This window comes from Roseibium sp., from assembly GCF_965229775.1.
Lineage (GTDB): Bacteria > Pseudomonadota > Alphaproteobacteria > Rhizobiales > Stappiaceae > Roseibium.
In genome coordinates, this window is sequence record NZ_OZ245929.1 from 3,838,462 (window position 1) to 3,861,349 (window position 22,888).

At 60.7% G+C, this 22,888-nt stretch carries 21 protein-coding genes; 17 read left to right on the forward strand and 4 right to left on the reverse strand.

The genetic code is table 11. From position 1 onward, the window contains the following. Nucleotides 1-4: 4 nt before the first annotated feature. On the reverse strand, nucleotides 5-721 hold the full coding sequence (locus tag ACO07N_RS17400) for a DUF1194 domain-containing protein (RefSeq protein ID WP_421982231.1): 717 nt from the start codon (nucleotides 719-721) through the stop codon (nucleotides 5-7). A gap of 180 nt (nucleotides 722-901) precedes the next feature. On the opposite strand from ACO07N_RS17400, the gene ACO07N_RS17405 reads away from it, so the two are divergent. The 9 genes from ACO07N_RS17405 to ACO07N_RS17445 all read left to right on the forward strand — a co-directional run bounded on the left by ACO07N_RS17405 (nucleotide 902) and on the right by ACO07N_RS17445 (nucleotide 9,839). Further along, entirely contained in the window at nucleotides 902-1,156 is a 255-nt protein-coding gene (locus tag ACO07N_RS17405; RefSeq protein WP_421982232.1) for a PepSY domain-containing protein, read from the forward strand. A gap of 76 nt (nucleotides 1,157-1,232) precedes the next feature. Beyond that, complete coding sequence (locus ACO07N_RS17410) at nucleotides 1,233-1,901, forward strand: response regulator (RefSeq protein ID WP_421982233.1); 669 nt, start codon at nucleotides 1,233-1,235, stop codon at nucleotides 1,899-1,901. Next, on the forward strand, nucleotides 1,891-3,324 hold the full coding sequence (locus ACO07N_RS17415) for a sensor histidine kinase (protein WP_421982234.1): 1,434 nt from the start codon (nucleotides 1,891-1,893) through the stop codon (nucleotides 3,322-3,324). The genes ACO07N_RS17410 and ACO07N_RS17415 overlap by 11 nt, the downstream gene beginning before the upstream one ends. Before the next feature lie 168 nt (nucleotides 3,325-3,492). After that, a complete protein-coding gene (locus tag ACO07N_RS17420) occupies nucleotides 3,493-3,930 on the forward strand; it encodes an RT0821/Lpp0805 family surface protein (RefSeq protein WP_421982235.1) in 438 nt (145 codons plus the stop codon). A 154-nt stretch (nucleotides 3,931-4,084) separates the two neighbouring features. Continuing rightward, nucleotides 4,085-5,560, forward strand: a complete 1,476-nt coding sequence (locus ACO07N_RS17425) for a hypothetical protein (RefSeq protein ID WP_421982236.1) — start codon at nucleotides 4,085-4,087, stop codon at nucleotides 5,558-5,560. A 109-nt stretch (nucleotides 5,561-5,669) separates the two neighbouring features. Beyond that, nucleotides 5,670-6,800, forward strand: a complete 1,131-nt coding sequence (ccmI, locus tag ACO07N_RS17430) for a c-type cytochrome biogenesis protein CcmI (protein ID WP_421982237.1) — start codon at nucleotides 5,670-5,672, stop codon at nucleotides 6,798-6,800. A gap of 58 nt (nucleotides 6,801-6,858) precedes the next feature. After that, nucleotides 6,859-7,308, forward strand: coding sequence for a cytochrome c maturation protein CcmE (gene ccmE, locus ACO07N_RS17435; protein ID WP_421982238.1), 450 nt, complete (start codon nucleotides 6,859-6,861; stop codon nucleotides 7,306-7,308). A 35-nt stretch (nucleotides 7,309-7,343) separates the two neighbouring features. After that, a complete protein-coding gene (locus ACO07N_RS17440) occupies nucleotides 7,344-9,332 on the forward strand; it encodes a heme lyase CcmF/NrfE family subunit (RefSeq protein WP_421982239.1) in 1,989 nt (662 codons plus the stop codon). A 9-nt stretch (nucleotides 9,333-9,341) separates the two neighbouring features. Continuing rightward, the gene (locus ACO07N_RS17445) at nucleotides 9,342-9,839 is read left to right on the forward strand and encodes a cytochrome c-type biogenesis protein (RefSeq protein ID WP_421982240.1); all 498 of its coding nucleotides are present in this window, start codon (nucleotides 9,342-9,344) and stop codon (nucleotides 9,837-9,839) included. A 64-nt stretch (nucleotides 9,840-9,903) separates the two neighbouring features. Here the strand turns inward: ACO07N_RS17445 and ACO07N_RS17450 are convergent, their stop codons facing one another. Beyond that, nucleotides 9,904-10,848, reverse strand: a complete 945-nt coding sequence (locus tag ACO07N_RS17450; protein ID WP_421982241.1) for a LysR family transcriptional regulator — start codon at nucleotides 10,846-10,848, stop codon at nucleotides 9,904-9,906. Between the two features lie 216 nt (nucleotides 10,849-11,064). On the opposite strand from ACO07N_RS17450, the gene ACO07N_RS17455 reads away from it, so the two are divergent. From ACO07N_RS17455 to ACO07N_RS17480, 6 genes are all read left to right on the forward strand, one after another. After that, on the forward strand, nucleotides 11,065-12,663 hold the full coding sequence (locus ACO07N_RS17455) for an ABC transporter substrate-binding protein (protein WP_421982242.1): 1,599 nt from the start codon (nucleotides 11,065-11,067) through the stop codon (nucleotides 12,661-12,663). 137 nt (nucleotides 12,664-12,800) lie between these two features. Further along, the gene (locus ACO07N_RS17460; RefSeq protein ID WP_421982243.1) at nucleotides 12,801-13,862 is read left to right on the forward strand and encodes an ABC transporter permease; all 1,062 of its coding nucleotides are present in this window, start codon (nucleotides 12,801-12,803) and stop codon (nucleotides 13,860-13,862) included. Then, on the forward strand, nucleotides 13,859-14,791 hold the full coding sequence (locus tag ACO07N_RS17465; RefSeq protein WP_421982244.1) for an ABC transporter permease: 933 nt from the start codon (nucleotides 13,859-13,861) through the stop codon (nucleotides 14,789-14,791). Before ACO07N_RS17460 ends, ACO07N_RS17465 begins: the two co-directional genes overlap by 4 nt. Before the next feature lie 2 nt (nucleotides 14,792-14,793). Continuing rightward, nucleotides 14,794-15,702 (forward strand): ABC transporter ATP-binding protein, encoded by a 909-nt coding sequence (locus ACO07N_RS17470; protein WP_421982245.1) that lies wholly within the window; start codon nucleotides 14,794-14,796, stop codon nucleotides 15,700-15,702. Between the two features lie 2 nt (nucleotides 15,703-15,704). Next, complete coding sequence (locus ACO07N_RS17475; protein WP_421982246.1) at nucleotides 15,705-16,481, forward strand: ABC transporter ATP-binding protein; 777 nt, start codon at nucleotides 15,705-15,707, stop codon at nucleotides 16,479-16,481. A gap of 121 nt (nucleotides 16,482-16,602) precedes the next feature. Further along, nucleotides 16,603-17,844: an alpha/beta fold hydrolase gene (locus ACO07N_RS17480; protein WP_421982247.1), complete on the forward strand. Its 1,242-nt coding sequence runs from the start codon at nucleotides 16,603-16,605 to the stop codon at nucleotides 17,842-17,844. 30 nt (nucleotides 17,845-17,874) lie between these two features. Here ACO07N_RS17480 and ACO07N_RS17485 read toward each other — a convergent pair whose 3' ends face one another. Together ACO07N_RS17485 and ACO07N_RS17490 are read right to left on the reverse strand one after the other, a co-directional pair. Further along, on the reverse strand, nucleotides 17,875-18,954 hold the full coding sequence (locus ACO07N_RS17485) for a DUF2336 domain-containing protein (RefSeq protein WP_319386671.1): 1,080 nt from the start codon (nucleotides 18,952-18,954) through the stop codon (nucleotides 17,875-17,877). A gap of 285 nt (nucleotides 18,955-19,239) precedes the next feature. After that, nucleotides 19,240-20,238: a DUF2336 domain-containing protein gene (locus ACO07N_RS17490; RefSeq protein ID WP_421982248.1), complete on the reverse strand. Its 999-nt coding sequence runs from the start codon at nucleotides 20,236-20,238 to the stop codon at nucleotides 19,240-19,242. Nucleotides 20,239-20,367: 129 nt separating this feature from the next. On the opposite strand from ACO07N_RS17490, the gene ACO07N_RS17495 reads away from it, so the two are divergent. Beyond that, nucleotides 20,368-21,015, forward strand: coding sequence for a glutathione S-transferase (locus ACO07N_RS17495; protein WP_421982249.1), 648 nt, complete (start codon nucleotides 20,368-20,370; stop codon nucleotides 21,013-21,015). Nucleotides 21,016-21,273: 258 nt separating this feature from the next. After that, nucleotides 21,274-22,815, forward strand: coding sequence for a Do family serine endopeptidase (locus tag ACO07N_RS17500; protein WP_421982250.1), 1,542 nt, complete (start codon nucleotides 21,274-21,276; stop codon nucleotides 22,813-22,815). Nucleotides 22,816-22,888: the final 73 nt, after the last annotated feature.

Genomic DNA, 22,888 nt, shown 5'->3' on the forward strand with positions numbered 1-22,888 from the left:
ACGTTCAGTTTCTTGAAGCGTAGCCGTTGCCGATGATTTCACGAATGAGCTTGCGCTTCATCGCGCGCGCATAGTCCTCGTAGTCGGCGGCGACTTCGATAAAGGCACCGGGGCCGCTGATCACGTGCTCCCGGTAGTAGTCGATCGTCGTCGTGTCCTGGTCCGCAATGACGAGGCCGTTGACGGTCACGCCTTCGAAATCAAATGCCTTGTAGGCGCTGGAGGGGGGAAAGCCGTCATTGTTGATGCCGTCTCCGGCCACGTCGATCACCTTGCGGGCGCAGTCGGCAGGGGCCCGGCCCATCTGAACAGCAGCATAGCCAAGGGCATAGCCGATCGCGGTCGGAAAGCCGATGAAGCCTCTGTGCGACGTTCTGAGTTCCTCGGCTGCCTCGTCGGCGTCTTCGGCATCTTCGAGATAGCGCCAGCCGAACTGCAGAAAATGCTGGCGCTGACCGCTCCATTCGAAACTCATGATCCAGATCCCGCCGACGGCTTCGATGGCCTGAACCACTTCAGGGTCGCTCAGCGCATTCGCCAGGCCGTTCAGCTGCAGGTCATGTTCGAGATGATCGACGCTCGATGACGCGTCCATGGCGAGAACGAGCGACAGCGAACAGGCTGCGGCGGGCGCGGGGGCGGCTGCCGCAGCGAGACAGAAGGCGAGGGAACGCAGATGGCCCGTGGCGCAGGAAAGCCCTGCTTTGACGAACGCGTGCATCGCTGGCAGTCGTTGTGACCTGGACATCGGCAAAGATTAGCAGGTCGATCTTCCAGAGCAATCGCCATCGGACGCCCGGACCTGTCAAAAACGTTTCTAAACGCCGGGTTCAGCTTGCGTTCAGGAAAAATTGATTACACCTTGCCCATGAAAGCGAAACACGAATTCGGAACAGGTTACGTGAAACGGTTCTTTGCGATACTGCTGCTGACCCTGTCGATGGTCCAGCCCGCCCATGCAGCGTGCCTGTCCCAGTCCCAGGCACGGCAGGCAGTTGCCAGCGGCAAGGCGGCGCCGCTCGGGTCGGTTGCCGGCAGGGCCGGAGGGGAAATCGTCAAGGCGCAGCTGTGTCAGCAGGGCGGCGGTTATGTCTATGTCCTGTCGGTGCTGAAGGGCGGCAAGGTGACAAAGGTCACAGTCAATGCCAACCGTTAGCTGATACTTGAGCCGCAAATCGAACCATTTCGCCGATTGCCGAAGCAACGCACGATCTTTCAAGAAGTTGGCCAATATGCGCATTCTCGTAGTCGAAGATGATACAGACCTGAACCGTCAGCTCGTGACCGCCCTGGAAGAGGCGGGCTATGTGGTCGACAGCGCGAGCGACGGCGAAGATGGCCACTTTCTCGGCGATACGGAACCCTATGATGCGGTCGTTCTCGATCTGGGTTTGCCAACGCTTGATGGGCTCTCGGTTCTGGAAAACTGGCGGCGGGACGGCCGCACCATGCCGGTCCTGATCCTGACGGCGCGCGACCGCTGGTCCGACAAGGTCGCTGGCATTGATGCCGGCGCGGACGACTATGTCGCCAAACCCTTCCACATGGAAGAGGTGCTCGCCCGTGTGCGGGCGCTCGTGCGCAGGGCCGCGGGCCATGCCTCCAACGAATTGACCTGCGGACCCGTTCGGCTTGATCTAAGGGCGGGCCGGGTGACAGTGGACGGCAGCCCGATAAAGCTCACCTCGCACGAGTATCGCCTGCTGTCCTACCTGCTGCACCATCAGGGCAAGGTGATCTCCCGGACCGAGTTGACCGAGCATCTCTACGATCAGGATTTCGATCGCGATTCCAATACGGTCGAGGTGTTTGTCGGCAGGCTGCGCAAGAAAATCGGCTCGGACATGATCGAGACGATCCGGGGTCTCGGCTATCGTCTTGGAGCAGCCGGTGACGACTGACAAAGGCGCAGGTCCGGGGGCGCAGGCAACCGCCAAACCGCAGCGGTCCCTTGCGACGCGTCTTGTCTTCGTCGCTGCGCTCTGGTCCGCGATCACGCTTGCCCTTGCCGGGATCTTTCTGGTCGGTCTTTACCGCAATGCCAGTGAGCGGGCGTTCGACGCCCAGCTTGAAATCCACATCAAGGCGCTCATAGCCGAGATGCTGGACAGCGGGGAGGACAACGGCACCGACGGGCAGCCCCAGGTTCAGACCGTCAGGGAGCCGGTCTACCGCGGCGACCCCCGGTTCTCGCTGCCGCTGTCCGGCTGGTACTGGACTGTGCGGCGCGCGGACAGTCCAAGTATCCTATATGCATCCGAATCCCTGGTTGGAGACCCGCTGAACACGCCGCCGATCGCGGACATGGACGACAGCGTCGGCTTTATCGCCGGTCCGACCGGTGACGAAGTGCGTGTCCTGCAGCAACGCATATCGATCGGAAACACGCCTTATGTGATCGCCGTCGGCGCGGCCACTGCCGGGTTCTGGGCGGACGTTGCGGAATTTTCCCGAATGGTGACGATCACGCTGTGCATCGTCGGACTGGGGCTGATCCTCGCGATCTTTCTTCAGGTCCGCTTCGGCCTAAAGCCTCTGACAAGGCTGCGCGCCTCGCTTTCGGCTGTCCGCCTGGGCGAGGCGGACCGGATAGACGAGGCCCTGCCCACCGAAATCGCGCCACTGGCCGTCGAACTGAATGCTCTCATTGTCTCCAACAAGGAAATCGTCGAGCGCGCACGCACGCATGTCGGAAATCTCGCGCATGGTCTGAAGACGCCGCTTTCGGTCATTTCCAACGAGGCGCGCGCATCCGAAGGCGCGCTGGCCGACAAGGTTGCCGAACAGTCGGCGATCATGTCGACACAGATACAGCATCACCTCGAACGGGCGCGCATGGCGGCACAAAGACGGGTCATCGGTGTTTCCTGCGAAACCGAACCCGTGCTTGCCAGACTGATTCGCGCGATGGGAAAGATCTATCAGGACAAGGGGATCACGGTTTCCTTTCAGCCCGGCGGAGACCTGCGTTTCCGCGGGGAGAGCCAAGACCTTGAGGAAATGAGCGGAAACCTGATCGACAACGCCTGCAAGTGGGCAACTTCGCGCGTGAACGTGAAAATCGAGGCCGTGAGCGGGCCGGACAGCAACCGCGAGATGTTCTCGCTCATCGTGGAGGACGACGGTCCGGGCCTGTCTCCCGAGCAGCGCGCCGAAGCCGTCAAGCGGGGCCGCAGACTGGATGAAACCGTGCCGGGAACCGGGCTCGGATTGTCGATTGTTGCTGACCTTGCAGCGCTTTATGGCGGGGAATTGAAGCTTGCGGGCTCGCATCTTGGCGGACTGAAGGCGAGCCTGATCCTTCCGGCTTTGTCACCTGATTAGTAATTTTCAAGTTCTTGTTAAGAATCAGGTCGAAGAGCTGTGATAGGAAGTGAACGGACGCCGCACCGAAAAGACATTCTTGTGGCCAAGTTCGGCCACAAATTGAAAATATCAATTGTTCGTCGCCGGGTTTAACCCGGACACCGAACACCCTGGGAGCTTCCGAGCATGCGACTGCGCGATATCGCCATTGTTGCCTTTGCCGCCGCCTTGGCCGGATGCTCGATGACGTCTGGCTCCACGAATACGGAGGGCCTCGGGTCCTTCTTCGGTGATCCGTCTCAAAACGTTGCCGGCTCTGAAGCCAACACGGCAATCTCCGTTCTCGTGAACAACGAGTTCGGCGATGCGCTGGACGCTTCGGACAGGCGGGCGGCGGAAGACGCGCAGAACCGCGCCCTGCGGGCACGTGGCCTGGGTGCGGCAGTGGCGTGGCAGAATGAGCGCACGGGCCGCAGTGGTCAGGTTCGTCCCGGGCCGGTCTACACGGTCAACGACACGAAGTGCCGTGAGTTCACCCATGAAATGGTGTTGCGTGGACGCACCCTTCAGGCACGCGGAACCGCCTGCGAAACAGACCGTGGCAACTGGCTGGTCATCGGTTAGAGCTCTTTACGACCAATAATGATCCAAGCTGGCCGGAAAAAGCTCTCGCTTTTTCGCCTCAAGACCGTTGATGGCGCTGCGTTTTCTCTCAACAATTGCTTAATCCTTGTGCGGGTATTATTGGCCGGATCGAGATCTTGCGCCGAACCCTTGGATGACCCGTTCAAACGAGCTTGAAATCAAAATAAGAACATATCTGAGCAGTCTCAGCCCGAAAGCGCTGGGCTCGCTGGTCAGAAACTTGGAGAATTCCAAGCGCAAGGAAAGCACCGATCCGCATCTGGATCTCATCCTAACTGCCGCATCAGCCCTGGTTGAAGGGCCACTGCCGGACGCGCTCGACGTGCCGGATGTCGACGTGAGACGCGGGCAGGTTCACAAACTGTTTTTCGCGCCGCTGAATGCCTTTCTGATAGATGAAACACTGCCGAACCGGCAGGAAGGCCGTATACAGCGCGCCATGCTTGAGCGGGTCTGGACGTGGCTTTCGCGCGACGTCATGCCGAATGAAGTCAAGACCGTGCTCGACCAGGCGGGGAATGCCGCCGTCAGCGGCGAACGGGTCGATGCACTCGTCCAGGCGCTCAGGACGCGTGCGGTCGAGGCGCTTGGCGAGGCCCTGGAAGCAAGTGAAGTCTCGGAGAAGAAGCGGCGTATCATTGGCGCTGAACTTGGCGGTGAGCGTGGCATAGCCGAGCTGAAAGACATTCAGAAGGTGTTCGCCGCGGAACGGTGGTTGTCGCCCTTCCTGCAGAACATTCCGGAACGGATCAACGAACACCGCCTCAAGCAGGACCTTGACGTGTTGCGTCTGGTGGACAAGTGCTCGAACCGCTTCCCGGATCACGTCCCGATCATCGCCGCGGCCCTGGTGGATCGTTCCGACACACCGTCTGCCCTGTGCACTTTTGCCGGCAGGCTCGCCGGCGACCCGGATCCGAGGACGATCGCCGGCTCGAAATTCGCGCCCTTCGTCGACATTGTCATGAGCGAGGCCGAGCGCCTTCAGATCCGGGCGCTCGACCACCGTCACAACAGTGACGACCCCAGCTCCTTTTCGGAAGCCCTGTCCGACTACCATGCGCTCGTGCGCGGTGTTGAACGCGATATGGATCTGTCGCTGTCAGGGCGTTGGCATCAGCGGCTGGCAGACACCAAGCGCAATATTTCCGGCGAGGTCACCCGCGAACTGAAAGGCGCGAGCGGCGCGATTCGCCGTGCCCTTCAGGTGCCCAAATTCGACAAAGACGGCGTGCTCATGACCGACAAGTCGGCCGTCGACGATGCGGTCAGGACACTTCGCGTCGTGACCATGGCGCGCACGGCGTCTGAGACCTTCGCCGTGAACGAGGTCGGCAAGCAGACACGCCAGGCCGTCGAACAGACGCTCGAGATCGTCACGCGGTCCCTGATCACCGACCTTGGAAAGGCGGAAGGTGCCCAGATAGAGGCGCATGCATCCGCCGCGGACGTGGCAATCACGCTCTCGGAAATCTACTTCGGCGCCGAATATGCCGCGCAGTTGCGTCGCAGCCGTGACGCTGCCTTCGCGAAGGCGTCGAACCAGGACGCTCCGGGCGAACCGGCACCGGAGCGCAAACTGGTGTCGAGCGTTCTCGCCAGGTACTGAACCGCACCTTTCGTTCCGGTATCCGCCAACACGATTGTGAGCGGCGCGACGGCGGGTCACATCCGGTTCGTCTTGCATTTGCCCGTATTGCACTGTCTATAGTGCGCCCATGATATTCTGGATATTACTCGCACTGATGACAGGGATCGCCGCGTTGTCGGTTCTCGTGCCGTTGGCGCGGGCAGGGCGGTCACAGGCGGAGACGATCGGCAGTGCCGACGAGGCTGTCTACCGTGAGCAGCTCGCCGCGATCGAAAGCGAGCTGGAACGCGGTCTGATCGACGCCGAGGCTGCCGCGGCAGCGCGGACTGAAACCGCGCGGCGACTGCTCGCCGCTCATGACAAGAACGAAAGCCGCCAGAAAGGTTCATCCTCCGGGTTTCGGCTGAAGACCGCACAGGTTGTCGCCCTTGCCGCTCTTCCGCTGATCTCGCTGGCGACCTACTTCGCCCTCGGCTCTCCCGACAAACCCGATCAACCGTTGATCACGCGGTTGAACGCGCCGGCCGAGGAACAGTCGGTCGAGCTGCTGGTCGCGCGCGTGGAACGTCATCTGGCAGAAAATCCGCAGGATGGTGAAGGCTGGGCCGTCGTCGCACCGGTCTATCTGTCGATGGGCCAGCCGCAGGCTTCGGCGCGCGCCTATGCCAATGCCCTTCGTATCCTCGGGCCGAGACCCGACTGGCTGACGGACATGGGCGAGGCCCTCACCATGGCCAACCAGGGCCTTGTCACGGCGGAGGCGAAGCGCGCCTTCGAACAGGCCGTGTCGCTCGAGCCTTCTGCCGTGAAGCCGCGGTTCTTTCTTGCAATCGCGCTGGGGCAGGACGGCGACCGGGACGGTGCTGTCGAGGCATGGAAGTCCTTGCTGGAGGGCGCGGACGAGACGGCACCCTGGGTGGCTGCCGCGCGTCAGCAACTGGCGGGTCTGGAACAGCGGCCGGTTGCCGGTCAACTGAGCGGTCCGACTGCCGAAGACGTCGCCGCCTCGCAGGAGATGTCCGCCGAAGACCGGCAGGCGATGATCGGCAGCATGGTCGCCGGCCTCGCCGAAAGGCTGGCAACAGAGGGCGGCAGCGCGGGGGAGTGGAGCCGGCTGATCAGGGCGTACATGGTTCTGGGCGAGCCGCAGAAGGCGCGCGATGCACTTGCAGCCGCCGAGGATGCCTATGCCGGAAAACCGGACGATTTGTCACTGATCAAGGACACCGCCGCCTCGCTCGGGCTAAGCGGGTCCTGATGGAAAGAATTGCCCCGGGGGCCGTGCCCCCGGCAGGCGCAAAACCGGACGCAGGGAAATGACACGCAAGCAAAGAAGATTGACCTTGATCGGATCGGCAGGCGCAGTGCTCGCAGTCGCGCTCGGCCTGATCCTTTTTGCGCTCAATGACCAGATCGTATTTTTCCAGAGCCCGACCGATATCACCGAAAAGCAGATCCCCGCCGGTCAGCGCATCCGTCTTGGTGGGCTGGTGGAAGAAGGCTCGGTGGTGCGTTCGGACAACGCCGAAGTGAGTTTTCGGGTAACCGACATGGCGAACGCGGTCGCCGTTACCTATAAAGGAATACTACCCGACCTCTTTCGCGAGGGGCAGGGTGTTGTGACGGAGGGAATTGTCGGGTCCGACGGCGTGTTCGTCGCCGACAGTGTCCTGGCGAAGCATGACGAGAACTACATGCCCAAGGAAGTTGCCGAAGCGCTGAAAGACCAGGGTCACTGGCAAGGCGGCGAAGGCGAAGCCAACTAGGAAACGGGGCCTGCGGGGGAACACGGGACGCGCGCATGATCGTAGAATTGGGACACTACGCACTTGTCTTGGCATTTGCACTGACCCTTGTTCAGTGTGTCTTGCCCTTGTGGGGGGCCCTGTCGGGAGACGGCAGGCTGATGGCGGTCGCGCCGCCGATTTCCGTCACGCTTTTCATGCTGATCCTGGTCTCTTTCGTTGCGCTGACGATTGCATACCTGGCGTCGGACTTCTCCGTACTGAACGTTGTGCAGAACTCCCATTCGGCAAAACCGCTGCTGTACAAGTTCACCGGCGTGTGGGGCAACCATGAGGGCTCGATGCTGCTCTGGGTGCTGATCCTGGTGTTCTTCGGCGCACTTGTCGGCGTGTTCGGCGGCAATCTGCCCCAGGATCTGAAAGCGGCGACGCTGGCCGTCCAGGCCTGGGTGACCGGTGGGTTCATCCTGTTTCTGCTGGTAACGTCCAATCCGTTCGCACGCGTTCCCAATCCGCCTCTGGAAGGTGCGGACCTCAATCCGATCCTCCAGGACATCGGTCTGGCGATCCACCCGCCGCTTCTTTACGTCGGTTATGTCGGGTTCTCGATCACCTTCTCGTTTGCGGTCGCCGCGCTGATCCTCGGCCGGACGGACGCGGCCTGGGCGCGCTGGGTGCGGCCCTGGACCCTGCTGGCCTGGTGCTTCCTGACACTCGGGATCGCCATGGGGTCCTACTGGGCCTATTACGAGCTCGGCTGGGGCGGCTGGTGGTTCTGGGATCCGGTTGAAAATGCCAGCTTCATGCCCTGGCTTGCCGGTACCGCGCTGCTTCATTCGGCGATCGTGATGGAAAAGCGCGAGGCGCTGAAGGTCTGGACCGTCCTGCTCGCGATTTTCACATTCTCGCTTTCGCTGCTGGGAACTTTCCTGGTGCGCTCGGGCGTGCTGACATCGGTCCACGCCTTCGCAACGGACCCGGCACGCGGTGTTTTCATTCTCGGCCTGCTGTGTTTCTTCATCGGCGGCTCCCTGGCGCTTTATGCCTGGCGGGCACCGATGCTCAAGCAGGGCGGTCTGTTCGCCCCGATCAGCCGCGAAGGCGGATTGGTGCTCAACAATCTGTTCCTGACGGCGGCCTGCACCGCCGTTTTCGTGGGAACGCTCTACCCACTGGCGCTGGATGCGGTAACGGGCGAGAAGATCTCGGTCGGTGAACCCTTCTTCAATCTGACCTTCGGGCCGCTGATGATCCCGCTGCTCATGGCAATCCCTTTCGGGCCGATTCTGTCCTGGAAACGCGGCGATCTCCTGGCGGCCTGCCAGCGGCTCTATGCCGCGTTCGGTCTCGCTCTGGTGCTCACGCTCTTCACCTTCTGGCTCTGGGGTATGGAAAAGATCCTGGCTCCCCTTGGTGTCGGGCTGGCCGTCTGGGTCATGGCCGGCGCTGTGTCCGAGATTGTCACGCGCGTGAAATTCTTCGAAATCGGTCCGAAAAGGGCACTGTCGCGTCTGGTCGGACTGCCCGGCTCGGCATGGGGCACGGCCATCGCCCATTTCGGGGTCGGTGTCACAGTTCTCGGGATCGTGACGGCATCGGCCTTTCAGGAAGAGCGCATCGAGACGATGCGGCCCGGCCAGACCGTCGAGGTCAATGGCTATGATGTGACATTCGATGGCGCGGTGCCGAGACAGGGTCCCAACTTCACCGAGGAGGTGGGGCATTTCACCGTCCGCGAGGCTGGGGCGCTTGTCACCGAAATGGAACCGTCCAAGAGGGTCTACACGGCGCGGCAGATGCCGACGACCGAGGCCGGCATCCACACCATCGGTTTTTCGCAGCTTTATCTCTCCCTCGGCGAAAGCCGGGGCGACGGGGCTGTCGATGTCCGGGTCTATTTCAAGCCGTTGATCACGCTGATCTGGATCGGCTGCGTGATCATGTCGATCGGCGCGGTGTTCTCAATGGCCGATCGCCGGTTGCGCATCGGCGCGCCGAAGCCGGCAGCAAAACGCAAGGCGGCACAGCCCGCGCCAGCCGAATAGGAATTGGGAATGCGCGCATTTCTTGCCAGCCTGTTGCTGTGGCTTCCCCTGTTGGGCGCGCCGGCATTCGCGGTTGCCCCGGACGAGGTGCTGGACGACCCGGCTCTGGAAGAACGGGCCAGGGCCCTGTCTGCGGAACTTCGCTGCATGGTGTGCCAGAACCAGTCGATCGATGACAGCGACGCACCGCTCGCCAAGGACTTGCGGGTGCTCGTGCGAGAGCGCCTGGTGGCAGGCGATACGGACGGTCAGGTGATCGACTACCTGGTCTCCCGCTACGGGGAATTCGTGCTTCTGAAGCCGCGATTTGCCTGGCACACGCTCGGGCTGTGGGCAGCAGGGCCGATTGCTCTTGTCGCGGGTATAATCGCGATTGTCCTCGCGCTCAGAAACCGCTCCAGGCGCGGGGCTCCGGTGGCCGCGGCAGGGTCTGCGAAACTCTCCGAGAGCGAGGAAGAACGGCTGAAGGCGCTGCTTGAAAAGCGGGATGGTGACGGGCAGGGCTAGAGGCGTCGCTGTTCGCGAGCCTCTGGTGGCGTGTTCGACCCGTCGGCGCTTAGCTGATTGATGCTCAGCTCTGCCTGAGCTGAAACCGCTCCAGGTGACTTGTGCACGGGTCGGTCTTGAGATGTGCCCAGATCGTCTCGACAAGTGCTGATGTCGTTTCCCGGTTCCGGTACACCCAGATGTCGAGATTCGTGTCGTATCTGCCGTTGCCAGCCAGTGCGAACTGGCCTGCTTTGATATCTTCATAGGCACTGCAGGCCGGCAGCCAGATCATTTTCTGATCCATCAAGGCGAGGCGTTTCATGAATTCGCAGGTTCCGCTCTGCGAGGTGCAGACGAACTCCGGGTCCTGGGCGGTCATGGTTGAAAAAAGCAGATCCTCGACCTTCGAAAAATAGCCTGTCTGACCGTAGCCGATATATTCTAGTCCACTGCTCGGCGGGTTGTCGACGTCGAAGGCGGGCCGCCCGTCTGCATCAAGCGCAGTACAAAGATGCATAGTGTCTTCGCCCAGTTTGATCGATTCAAAGGCCTGATGCTCAAAAAATGCCGGCACCTCTGGCTTAGAATAAAGCACCACCAGATCCATCTTCCGATCGCCGAGCAGTTCGATCATTTCGTAGAAGTCATACGTGTCCAGGGACACCGAAAAGGCGCCGCAGGCGTCCTTGATCTGCTGCAGCCATTCCGGGACGAAACTGAGGGCGAGCGAGGTTGATGCCGCCAGGCGGATATCCGGTGTCGTCCCGGAATTACGCCGCTGAAACTCCACCCGGTTGAGTTCCAGTTCCCTCAGCACGTTCTGAGCAGTCGCGTGGAAGACCTGTCCTTCCGGTGTCAGTGTGACCGGATAACTGCTCCGGTCGAAAAGTTCGGTGCCGAGCCAGGTTTCCAACGCCTTTATCCGGCGGCTGAACGCCGATTGCGTGATGTTTCTCTCGTCTGCGGCCTGGGAAAAATTCCCGCGATTGCTCAGGACCAGGAAATCGGCCAGCCAGTTGGTGTCCACTGCATCATTCCTTAAGGGAAGCTGCCGAATAAGTAAGCAGTATGAATAACTATGCAAAATTTGCATAACAAGACTCTTGGTTGAATTCAACCGGCGGGTTTAAGCTTCGGGTTCCGGTGTGGAAACCGCGCTCGACCAACGAAGCGTGACCGCACACGATCCCGCCGGGATCAACCGGCTCCATCCCATTCGTTTTGTTCCAGAGGGGGAATGATCGTGAACATCACAACTCCATTGAAAAGTCTTTCACTTGCCGCATTGCTCGCGACCTCCGTCGCCTTTCCGGTGATCGCCGCGACACCGGCCGATACCTTCGTGATCGCGCGCAACACCGCCGATGCCATCACGCTCGATCCGGCCGAGTGCTTCGAATTCACCGGCAGCCGGATTGTCGCGAATATCTATGAGCGCCTGTTCCTGTTCGAGCCGGACGACCTGACCAAGCTCGTCGGCGGCATCGCGGAATCCTACGAGTTTTCCGAAGACGGCAAGAAGATCACCGTCAAGCTGCGTCCCGGACTGACCTTCCACTCCGGAAACCCTGTGACCGCCGCGGACGTTGCCTATTCCCTGAGCCGCGCGGTCAAGCTGGACAAGACCCCGGCCTTCATCATCAAGCAGATCGGCTGGACCGCCGACAACGTCGATGAAGCGGTGGTGGCCGTCGACGAGGGGACTGTCGAGATCAACATCCTCGCGGACCTGTCGCCCGCGCTTGTTCTGAACCTCCTGTCTTCCAGTGTTGCCTCTATCGTCGACATGAAGGAAGTGCAGAGCCACGAAGTCGACGGCGATATGGGTTATGCCTGGCTGAAGGACAATTCGGCAGGGTCCGGCCCCTACAAGCTGAAGACCTGGAAAGCAAACGAAGTCGTCATGCTGGAAGCCTTTGACGGTTATCGCCAGGGCAAGCCTGCGATGAACCGTGTTGTCATCCGCCATGTCGCGGAACCGTCCGCACAGCGCCTCCTGCTTGAAAAGGGCGACGTCGACGCGGCGATGGAACTGACGGCCGACCAGTTGAAAGGCCTGTCCGGCAATGCGGACGTTTCGGCGGAGAGCTATCCCAAGGGATACCTGATGTACCTGGCGTCCAACATGGACCATCCGGTCCTGTCCAAGCCGGAAGTTCGCGAGGCGCTCAAATACATGGTCGACTATGACGGCATGGTCGGCTCGTTCCTCGACGGTCAGTACAAGATCCACCAGAACTTCTGGCCGTCCGGCATGTGGGCCGCTGCCACGGATACGCCCTACAGCTACAACATGGACAAGGCCAAGGCGCTGATCGCAGATGCCGGCCTCGACGGCGACACGAAGATCACCATCGACACGCTCAACAAGTCGCCCTTCACCGAAGTGGCCCAGAGCGTGCAGGCCAGCCTGAAGGAACTGGGCATCGATTCCGAAATCATCCTGTCGGATGGTGCAACGCTCTGGCCGAAGTACCGCGCACGCAAGCATGAGCTCATTGTCGCGCGCTGGGGCCCGGATTATTCCGATCCGCATTCCAACGCCGACGCGTTTGCCCACAATCCGGACAACAACTTCGAAGCCAAGCTGACCGGCAAACTGACCTGGCGCAATGCCTGGCCGGCGGAAGGCCTGACGGAACTGACCGATCAGGCGGCCGCGGAATCCGATCCGGAGGTGCGTGAGGAAATCTACGCCAAGCTGCAGAAGATGGTCCAGGAGGACTCGCCCTTCACGATCATGTTCCAGGCGATCGGCACCTATGGCAAACGGGCCAATGTAGACGGCTTCGTCAACGGCGTGACGTCGGATCAGGCCTTCTACAAAACCGTGACAAAATAAGCCGGATTGACCCGCCGCACTGGTCTTGAGACCCGTGCGGCAGGCCGTATTCGGAATGAGCCGCGCTTCTTCATGCCTCAGATGAAGAAGCGCGGCTTCGTGTAGGCAAGCAGGAACAACCGGGGGTTTCGTTCGCAATGAGCGACAGTTCCGCAGTGCAGCGCTCGGCGGTGGATTTCAAGCCGTATCTGGGCGTGGCAAAAAAGATCGGTGGCGGCATCTTCATGCTGCTCCTGACCTTCATCGGCCTGACCGCGATCACCTTCATCATCGGCCGCATCATGCCCAACGATCCCGTTGTCGCGATCGTCGGCGACCGGGCGTCGAAGGAGGTCTATGATGCCATGTACCTGCAGCTCGGTCTCGATAAGCCGATCTGGCAGCAATATCTGATTTTCCTCGGTGACATCCTGCGCGGCGATTTCGGAAGTTCGGTGATGACCGGGCAGCCGGTGATCGAGGATATCAAGCGGTTCTTCCCGGCCACGCTGGAACTGGCCACCATCGCGACGGTTGTCGGGGTGATCATAGGAGTGCCGGCCGGTGTGCTGGCTGCCGTGCGTCAGGGAACCGTGATCGATCATGTCGTCCGGGTCGTCGGCTTGCTCGGACACTCCATCCCGATCTTCTGGCTGGGCATGGTCGCCCTTCTGATCTTCTACGCAAAACTGGACTGGGTCGCGGGACCGGGACGGATCGACTTCTTCTATGACGGCATCGTCGACCCCGTGACCGGCGTCATAATGATCGATGCCGCCCTGGCCGGGGAGTGGGACGTATTTCACAACGCCCTGTCGCATGTGATTCTGCCGGCCTCCATGCTGGCGATTTACTCGCTCGCCTATATCGCCCGCATGACCCGTTCTTTCATGCTCGATCAGCTGAACCAGGAATATGTTCTGACGGCCCGCGTCAAGGGCCTGCGCGAGGGCACGGTCATCTGGTATCACGCCTTCCGGAACGTCCTCGTTCAGCTCATCACGATCATCGGCCTGACCTATGCCAGTCTGCTGGAAGGGTCGGTGCTGACGGAGACCGTCTTCGCCTGGCCCGGCATCGGCCAATACATCACGAATTCCCTGTTCAACGCCGACATGAACGCTGTCATCGGTGGCACGCTGGTCGTCGGGATCTCGTTCGTATTCATCAACATGCTGTCCGATATGCTCTACCGGATCGTCGACCCGAGGGCGAAATGATGTCGGAAACCGCGCTTGATCAGAAATCCGGTTCGTCCTCCTGGCTGCTGGCCGATTCGCCCAAAAACGCCTTCCAGGCAAAGTGCCAGCGCGCCTATATCGGCTGGCTGGCCTTCCGGTCCAATCCCATTGCCATGCTTGGGCTGGCCATCGTGCTCTTCCTGTGCCTTGTGGCCCTGTTCGCGCCCCTGATCGCGGGCGGGGACGGCACCACGCAGGATCTTGCCAACCGCCTTGCCCCGCCGAGCGCGGAACACTGGTTCGGGACGGACGAACTCGGCAGGGACATCTTTGCGCGCATTGTCTGGGGCTCGCGGGTCACGCTCTACATCATCTTTCTCGTTTCCATCATCGTGATGCCCATCGGCTTGATCATCGGCACGACCGCAGGGCTTCTGGGCGGGGTTGTCGATGCCACGCTGATGCGCATCACCGATATTTTCCTGGCGTTTCCGCGCCTCATCCTGGCGCTGGCATTCGTTGCCGTGCTCGGGCCGGGCCTGGAAAACGCCGTGCTCGCCATCGCCCTGACCACATGGTCACCCTATGCACGTCTCGCCCGCGCCGAGACGCTGACCCTGCGCAACAGCGAATACATCATGGCGGCGCAGATCATGGGCGCTTCCCGGATCAGGGTGCTGTTCGCCCATATCATGCCGATGTGTCTCTCCTCCACCATCGTCCGCCTGACGCTCGACATGGCCGGTATCATCCTGACGGCCGCCGGCCTCGGGTTCCTGGGGCTGGGAGCGCAGCCGCCGCTTGCCGAATGGGGCGCCATGATCGCCTCCGGCCGCGACTATCTGCTCGACCAGTGGTGGGTTCCGACCATCCCCGGCATTGCCATTCTTGTCGTCTCGCTCGGCTTCAATCTCCTGGGCGACGGTCTTCGCGACGTACTCGACCCGCGCAGCTCGGGAGGGCATTGACGATGAACGAGATGAAGATGGCCGGTTTTCAGTCAGACGACCCGAATGAAGCTCCCCTGATTTCGGTGCGCGATCTCCATGTCCGGTTTTCAACGCCCAAGGGCCCCGTCCATGCGGTACGCGGCGTCAGCTTCGATCTGGGGCGCGAGCGGCTCGGGATCGTCGGCGAATCCGGCTCGGGCAAATCACAGACCGGCCGCGCCCTCCTGCGCCTGACCGCCGGAAACGGTACGATCGACGCAAGCCGCATGATGTTTGACGACATGGACCTGATGAAGGCCGGTGCGAAGACCATGCGCAGTATCCGCGGATCGCGGATTTCGATGATCATGCAGGATCCGAAATACTCACTCAATCCCGTGCTGACGGTGGGCACCCAGATTGCCGAATCCTGCCGCAGGCACGAGAACGTGTCCCGCTCGGAAGCGCGCAGGCGCGCTCTTGCGATGCTCGAAACGGTCCGCATCCGCGAGCCGGAGAAAGTCTATTCGCTCTATCCCCACCAGGTGTCCGGCGGCATGGGACAGCGCATCATGATCGCGATGATGCTGATCACCAATCCTCAGGTGATGATTGCCGACGAGCCGACGTCCGCGCTGGATGTGACCGTTCAGATGCAGGTCCTGTCTCTTCTGGACGACATGGTGCGCGAGCGGGGCATGGGGCTTGTGCTGATCAGTCACGACCTCAACCTTGTCTCCAGCTTCTGCGATCGCGTGCTTGTCATGTATGGTGGCCGTATCATGGAAACGCTCGACGCCAAGCACCTTGACCGCGCGCAGCACCCCTACACCAAGGGCCTGTTGAACTGCCTGCCGCGCCTGGACGGAAAGCACGATGATCTGCCGGTCCTCAAGCGGGATCCTGCGTGGCTGGACGAGACACCGGACAATGCCGGGGAGGCGGGCTGACGATGATCGACATTGAAAATCTCGGCATCGTCTTCGGTTCCGGAAAGTCCCAGATCACCGCGGTCAGAAACGTCAACCTGACCGTTGCCGAAGGCGAGAGCTACGGCATCGTCGGTGAATCGGGGTCCGGAAAGTCGACCGTCCTGCGCGCCATGGTCGGGATCTATTCCCATTGGACGGGGACGATCCGGATCGCCGGTGAACCGCTCAAGGCCAAACGGTCCGTGTCGTCGCGCAAGCACATGCAGATGGTGTTTCAGGATCCCTACGGCTCGCTTCATCCGCGCAGGACCGTTGACGATACCTTGAGCGAACCGCTAATCATCCACGGGCTGAAGAACCGGGAAGACCGCGTTCTGAAGATCCTGAAGGAAGTAGGGCTCGGGCCGGAATTCCGGTTCCGGTATCCGCACCAGCTTTCCGGCGGCCAGCGCCAGCGCGTGGCCATCGCCCGCGCACTGATCCTCGAACCTCGGGTGATCCTGCTGGATGAGCCGACCAGTGCACTGGATGTGTCGGTGCAGGCCGAAATCCTCAATCTGCTGTCGGCGCTGCGCAAGGCCCATGGCCTGACCTACATCATGGTGAGCCATGACCTGGCCGTCGTCGGCCACCTGTGCAGCCGGATCGCCGTCATGAACCGGGGCGAGGTCGTGGAGGAAATGAGCGAAGAGCAGATGCGCTCCGGCAACGTCCGGCACGACTACACGCGCCAACTCTGGACGGCGTCCCAGGGCTACGACCGCGCCGCGCTTGAAACATTCAAGGAATTTGCCTGAACCGATACGCTCCCGCCGGTACATGGCGCTAAGCTCTTCACAGGGTCCGCACCAAGCCGTGACTTGCATGACATCGGTTCATGCCTACGTCAGGCGCGTTGAAACGCTGGAGGGTTGAACAATGGCAAACAGACCGCTGCGACTGGAATTTGACGGTGCGCATGGCGCAAAACTGGCGGCACGGCTCGATCTCCCGGCCGGCAAGATCCGCGCGTTCGCGCTTTTCGCGCACTGTTTCACCTGTTCCAAGGACATACCGGCCGCCCGGCACATTGCGGGTGCGCTCAGCGCCGAGGGCATCGCCGTTCTAAGGTTCGATTTCACGGGCCTTGGCGGCAGCGGTGGTGATTTTTCGTCGACCGGCTTTTCCTCCAATGTCGAAGACCTCAAGCTTGCCGCTGATTTTCTGCGGACCAACTACGAGGCTCCGCAGCTCCTGATCGGTCATTCTCTCGGTGGTGCGGCGGTCTTGGCCGTCGCTGCCGATATTCCCGAAGTCCGGGCGGTCGTGACCATCGGAGCACCCTCGGATGCCGACCACGTCATTCACAACTTCAAGGGATCGGTCGACGAGATCCGCGAAAAGGGATCCGGCAGCGTTGATCTCGCAGGGCGCTCGTTCACGATACGGAAGGAGTTCCTGGAGGACCTGGAAGCACAGACCGTTAAGGAAAGAACGGCGAAGCTGGGCAAGGCGCTCCTGGTCATGCACGCGCCTCTGGACGATACGGTCGGGGTCGAGAACGCAACCGACATCTTTGTCGCCGCGAAACATCCGAAAAGTTTTGTTTCGCTCGACAGGGCCGACCATCTGCTGACACGCGGCGAGGATGCCGCCTATGCGGCAAGGGTGATCGCGGGCTGGGCTAGCGGATATCTGGACATCGAAGACACCTCGCGGCCGGACGAGACCGCGAAAGAGGGCGTCGACGTCATCGAAACCGGCCAAGGCAAGTTCCAGGCGATGGTCGCAGCCGGCCAGCACCGGATGATCGCGGATGAACCTGTCAGTTACGGCGGTTTCGACAGCGGGCCGTCGCCGTATGACTTTCTGTCAACGGCGCTTGGTGCCTGCACCGTCATGACGTTGCGCATGTATGCGGACCGCAAGGGACTGAAAGTCGACCGGATCGGCACGCAGGTTCTGCACAACAAGGTGCACGCGGCCGACTGCGCGGATTGCTCGGAGGAACTGAAGGAAAAGGGTGGAAAGATCGACCGTTTCGAGCGGCTGATCACGCTGGAAGGAGACATCGACGCGGCAACCCGGCAGCGCATGCTCGAAATTGCCGACAAGTGCCCGGTTCACCGAACGCTGGAGCACGGTGCCGCCGTCATCACGCGGGAAGCCGCATCTTCATGAGAGTTGGAACGACAAGTGCAGGCGGCCTGATCAGGCTGCCTGTTCTTCCAGCGTGCTCAGACGCACCTTCATGAACGACAGCAGGCGCCTTGCATCCTTGTCGGTCAGTTCCTGGTAGTCGTTGATCCAGTTCTGCACCGTCGTTGCGGGCTGCTTGTTGTTCGTAGCCCGTGCGCGGCACAGGGCAACGTAACCGTTCTTGTCGACACCAAGCGCCTTGCACAACACGGCAACACCGGTCGCATCGTAGCGAACCATTACGTTGGTAACGTATTTCTGGTCCAGCCCCGCGAGTTCCGCAAGAAGGAAGCAGATGTCGAACAGGTTGTTCGACAACGCCATCTGCGTGAGTGCCTGTCCGAGCGCGCCGCGGCCCTCGCGAATGTCCTTCAGGGCGACTTTCGCATCAATCCGGGTCTTCTTGCGCTCCAGCTTGGTGCTGGCGACAACCTTGCTGGCCTCGTGGAAAAGCGAACGCACAAGCTCTTCGTTCTCTTCGCGCATCTTTCTGATCTTGCTCTGCTGCTGCGAAGGCATCTGGGAAATCAGCTTCTCGTAGTCGTCTTCCGAGACATCCGAGCGTTCGATCATCGCATCGCGGATCTTTTCGTCCCGCTCGGCAAGTTTCACGAGAAGGCGTCCGCCCCAGTCGGACAGCTCCGCACCGGAGTTTGCCGCGACCGACTGTTTGACAGGGCTTTCCCCGCGTTCCAGCAGCACGTCGGTGACTTTCGCTTCCAGATGGTCACGTTTCGAAATGGCGAGCAGGTGGCCCTGGCCCATCGTTTTCGCAAGCCGCAGGATATCGTCCGATTTCAGCGCCTTGGATGTTGTCAGCATCGGGCGCGCAATCTCGATTTCGTCGCTGGCCAGTTCATAGGCAACGGCATGTGAAGTCGTGTCGATCGGCGCCAGCCGCTCGGAAACGGTCTGTTTCTGCTCCGCCTCCATCGACGGCAACATGCGTTCCAGCACGGCGTTGAAGAGCGAGATTTCCTCTGTCTGATAACTGTTCGCACCGGTTACAAACAGGTCAGTGACATGTTCAACCAGCTTGTGGCGTTTTTCAGGAGAACTGTCCTGCGCTTGGTTGAGAAGATCATTGAGCATGTCGGATCCATCCATTCGTTTGGATCGGAGAATACCCTAGAGACAGTTTACAAGTGTCTAAAGACTGGAAGGAAATTTGCGCAAGTCTGCGGGATTGATTGACAGAAATGTCAATCACCCCTGCGCGCTGCGGAGGATCATCTTGAGTGTGGGACCGGTTTCCGGATGCACAGGCTCCTGCTCAAACGCAAATTCGCTCACGACGATGCCGAAAACAGCCGTGTCAGAGCTTCGTCCAACGGATGATTTTCTTGAGGGCTATTTTCGTCCGGTACTGCGCCGGCGTTACGCAGCCTGGTGCGTGGCCTGGCTTTGCAGTTTGGCTTTCATGACCGCGATCAGGCGCCGGGCGTCGGTTTCGTCCAGCATGTGATAATTGGTCAGCCACTTGCTGCCGGTGCTTTCGGGAAACTTCAGGTGTTTGCAGCGTTCCTTGCAGATTGCCTGGAATTCGCGTGCCCCGATGCCGCTGGCCCGGCAGACGCTGGCGATCCCTGTCGAGTCGAAGCGGACCATGAGGTTGTGAACGTATTTCATATCCAGGTCTGAAAAAACCGAGAGAAGACCGACGATGTCCAGCAGGTTGTGTTCTATGCACAGCTGGTAGACCGCCTTGTTCAGGTTGGTCTTGCCGAGCCGGATGCCGGCGAGCCAGGCCTTCGGACTGATCTTCGACGGCTTCTGCTCGAGTTTCGGACCCGAGGCGATTTCGCCGTCTTCGCGGAACAGATCCTCGATGAGTTCTTCATTGGACTTGCGCAGGTGCCGCATGCGGTCGCCAAGCTGTTTCGGGATTTCCTTGACCAGATCCTCGAACACCGGCATTTCAAGCTCGGCGCCCAGGTTGGACGCGATGGCCTGCTTGACTTCCTTGCCGCCGCGCTTGATCAGCTGCTGGGTGACTTTCTTGCTGATATGGTCCCGCTTGGCCATGGCAAGCAGGTGGTCCTGGTCTTTGACCTCGGCAATTTCCAGCAGCATGTCGTCCGAGATCGAAGCCGACCGTTCCAGCATGGCATGAGCGATCTGGATCTCGTCCTTTGCGATCGCTCCGGCCAGCGTTGCAGAGGTGGCCTTCACGTCTGCAAGTGTCTCGGACATTTTCTGGCGGGCTTCGGGCGCCAGGGAATCGTAGACCCCCTCCAGCATGTTGTTGAGGAGGTCGGTTTCCTTGGTCCTGTCCTCTTCGGAACGCGACAAAAGCAGACCGGTTACGTGCTCTGCGAGCTCGTGTTTCTTCTCCGAAGAACTGTCCTTGGCCAGTTGAAGCAGCGAGTCAGTCATGTTGTTACCCTATGAAAATGAGTATCCTCACATTTTCTTTACATCTCGTGAAAAACGGCGGTCGAGTTGGAGCAAATGCAATCCCTGGGTGCAGTTGACCTTTGTCCGGGCTTGCGGCATTCCAATCCGATGACTGATCTTCCGGTTCTTTATTCCTTCCGGCGCTGCCCATACGCAATTCGCGCCAGGCTGGCGATCGCGTCCAGCGGCCGTCCGGTCGAACTGCGCGAGATCGTGCTTCGAGACAAGGCGCCGGAGTTCCTTAAAGTTTCGCCTTCGGCAACAGTCCCGTGTCTTAAGGCAGGCGATGAGGTTATCGATGAGAGCTGGGACATCATGCTTTGGGCGCTTGAATTCGCGGATCCCGACAACTGGCTTCAGCCGGAGCAGGGCACGGTGGCCGAAATGCAGGAACTGGTTCTGCAATGCGACGGCCCTTTCAAGTCGCATCTCGATCGCTACAAGTACCATGTCCGCTACGAGGACGCCGACAGGGAAAAGGAGCGGGCGCTGGCCGGAGCGTTTCTCACCGAGCTTGATGAACGCCTGAGGCGGGGACCCTGGCTGTTTGGCGGGTCCGCGTCACTTGCGGACTACGCGATCTTGCCGTTTGTCCGGCAGTTCGCGAATGCCGACCGCGTCTGGTTTGACGCGCAGGACTGGCGGCCGCTGCGGAGCTGGCTTGAATCCTTCGAAGCGTCCGGCACCTTCCAGGCCGTCATGCCGAAGTGGACAAAGTGGGTTTCCGGCGACACACCGGTCAGGTTTCCGGCCTGAAAGTGCGCCGCACACCGATTTGTGGTCTCGTGCGGAGCGGGAGCTCAGTTCGGAAATTTTCTGAACATCAATGAAAACAATAGTTTATCAGCGGCGCTTGAATCTCGGTCTCGGCGGCGCGGAAACGTTACGAATTTGTAATTTCCCCGACAGGCAACGGTAAGGCGCGACGACCTACTTTCTTCCTTGAGCCCGGAACGCAGATCCCCATGCGCTCCGTATTGGCCTCCAATAGTTATGTCGACAGAGGTAGAAAATATGCAAAATCGTGGGTCAGTCTCTCCCTTGCGTTCGCGCCGCGCCAAATTGCTGGCGGGCGTTGTCGCTCTGGGCGCCGCCGGTGCGTTGACCGCGCAGACGCTTGTTCCGAGCCAGCTGGCTCAGGCCGAAGCCGTTCGGGTCGATGCCGCGGCACCCGCGGACTTCTCCGATGTCGTGCGCACCGTCAGCCCGGCTGTCGTGAGCGTACGCGTCAAGCAGGCTGCTGAGCCGCGCATGATGAATTTCAACGGCGGCAACGGCGGCAATGGCTTCGAAGAGTTCTTCAAGGGCATGCCAGATGGCCATCCGTTCGAGCGGTTCTTCCGCGACTTCGGTGGCCGGGGCGGTGAAGAAGGCCGCAATGAGCGCCGTTCGCCGCGCCAGTACGGTATGTCGCAAGGATCCGGTTTCTTCATTTCCAAGGACGGATATGTCGTTACCAACCACCACGTGATCGACCGCGGCACCGAGTTCACCGTGATCGACAAGAACGGCGACGAATACAATGCGACCCTCATCGGTTCCGACAAGCGCACGGATCTGGCGCTTCTCAAGGTCGAGAGCGGCGACGAGTTCACTTATGTGGACTTTGCCGACGAAGCACCGCATGTCGGTGAGTGGACCGTCGCGATCGGCAACCCGTTCGGACTTGGCGGCTCTGTGACCGCAGGGATCGTGTCTGCACGTGGCCGCGACATCGGTGCCGGCCCGTATGACGACTTCATCCAGATCGATGCACCGGTCAACCGGGGCAACTCCGGTGGTCCGGCGTTCAACATGAACGGTGAAGTGATCGGTGTGAATGCGGCGATCTTCTCGCCGTCCGGTGGCAATGTCGGCATTGCGTTCGCAATCCCGGCTTCGACCGCGCAAGATGTCATCATGGAGCTCAGGAACGACGGCACCGTTGTTCGCGGCTGGCTCGGCGTTCAAATCCAGAACGTGACCGATGACATCGCGGAAAGCCTTGGCCTCAAGGAGGCCCGCGGCGCCATCGTCGCGGAAGCGCAGGAAAACAGCCCGGCTGAGAAGGCTGGCCTGCGCTCAGGCGACACCATTCTTGCCGTTGACGGCACGAAGGTGGACGGCCCGCGCGACCTGTCCAAGATCGTTGCGGCTTATGAGCCGGACACCGAGGTCAAGGTAACGATCTGGCGCGACGACAAGGAGCAGGACATCTCCGTGACCCTCGGACGTCTTCAGGACCAGGAAAAGGTTGCGGAAGCTGCCGAACCCCAGGCTGAAGAAACCAAGACCAGCCTGGACGATCTCGGCCTGGTCGTGACGACCAAGGCGGAAGCCGGTCTGGAAGGTGAGGGCGTCGTGATTGCGGAAATCGATCCGGACGGACCGGCCGCAGACAAGCGTCTTTCGACGGGTGATGTGATCCTCGAAGTCGCCGGCATGAAGGTCAATTCGGCCGACGATGTCCTCAAGGCGCTCGACAAGGCGGAAAACGACGGCCGCAAGGCAGTCCTCTTCCGGATCGAGACCAACGATACAACCCGGTTCGTGGCTCTGCCCATGAACCTGGCCTGATCAGGAACCGGTTCGTCTTGGAACCGGAACCTGACTGGCGGGACCGGCTTGCCCTCTGCCCCCAACCCCGACG

Bases quoted from the DNA above. Each gene is read 5' to 3' on its own strand.
- ACO07N_RS17400 (WP_421982231.1), bottom strand. From the start codon at position 721: ATGCACGCGTTCGTCAAAGCAGGGCTTTCCTGCGCCACGGGCCATCTG.
- ACO07N_RS17410 (WP_421982233.1), top strand. From the start codon at position 1,233: ATGCGCATTCTCGTAGTCGAAGATGATACAGACCTGAACCGTCAGCTC.
- ACO07N_RS17420 (WP_421982235.1), top strand. From the start codon at position 3,493: ATGCGACTGCGCGATATCGCCATTGTTGCCTTTGCCGCCGCCTTGGCC.
- ACO07N_RS17425 (WP_421982236.1), top strand. From the start codon at position 4,085: ATGACCCGTTCAAACGAGCTTGAAATCAAAATAAGAACATATCTGAGC.
- ccmI (WP_421982237.1), top strand. From the start codon at position 5,670: ATGATATTCTGGATATTACTCGCACTGATGACAGGGATCGCCGCGTTG.
- ccmE (WP_421982238.1), top strand. From the start codon at position 6,859: ATGACACGCAAGCAAAGAAGATTGACCTTGATCGGATCGGCAGGCGCA.
- ACO07N_RS17440 (WP_421982239.1), top strand. From the start codon at position 7,344: ATGATCGTAGAATTGGGACACTACGCACTTGTCTTGGCATTTGCACTG.
- ACO07N_RS17445 (WP_421982240.1), top strand. From the start codon at position 9,342: ATGCGCGCATTTCTTGCCAGCCTGTTGCTGTGGCTTCCCCTGTTGGGC.
- ACO07N_RS17460 (WP_421982243.1), top strand. From the start codon at position 12,801: ATGAGCGACAGTTCCGCAGTGCAGCGCTCGGCGGTGGATTTCAAGCCG.
- ACO07N_RS17465 (WP_421982244.1), top strand. From the start codon at position 13,859: ATGATGTCGGAAACCGCGCTTGATCAGAAATCCGGTTCGTCCTCCTGG.
- ACO07N_RS17470 (WP_421982245.1), top strand. From the start codon at position 14,794: ATGAACGAGATGAAGATGGCCGGTTTTCAGTCAGACGACCCGAATGAA.
- ACO07N_RS17475 (WP_421982246.1), top strand. From the start codon at position 15,705: ATGATCGACATTGAAAATCTCGGCATCGTCTTCGGTTCCGGAAAGTCC.
- ACO07N_RS17480 (WP_421982247.1), top strand. From the start codon at position 16,603: ATGGCAAACAGACCGCTGCGACTGGAATTTGACGGTGCGCATGGCGCA.
- ACO07N_RS17485 (WP_319386671.1), bottom strand. From the start codon at position 18,954: ATGCTCAATGATCTTCTCAACCAAGCGCAGGACAGTTCTCCTGAAAAA.
- ACO07N_RS17490 (WP_421982248.1), bottom strand. From the start codon at position 20,238: ATGACTGACTCGCTGCTTCAACTGGCCAAGGACAGTTCTTCGGAGAAG.
- ACO07N_RS17495 (WP_421982249.1), top strand. From the start codon at position 20,368: ATGACTGATCTTCCGGTTCTTTATTCCTTCCGGCGCTGCCCATACGCA.
- ACO07N_RS17500 (WP_421982250.1), top strand. From the start codon at position 21,274: ATGCAAAATCGTGGGTCAGTCTCTCCCTTGCGTTCGCGCCGCGCCAAA.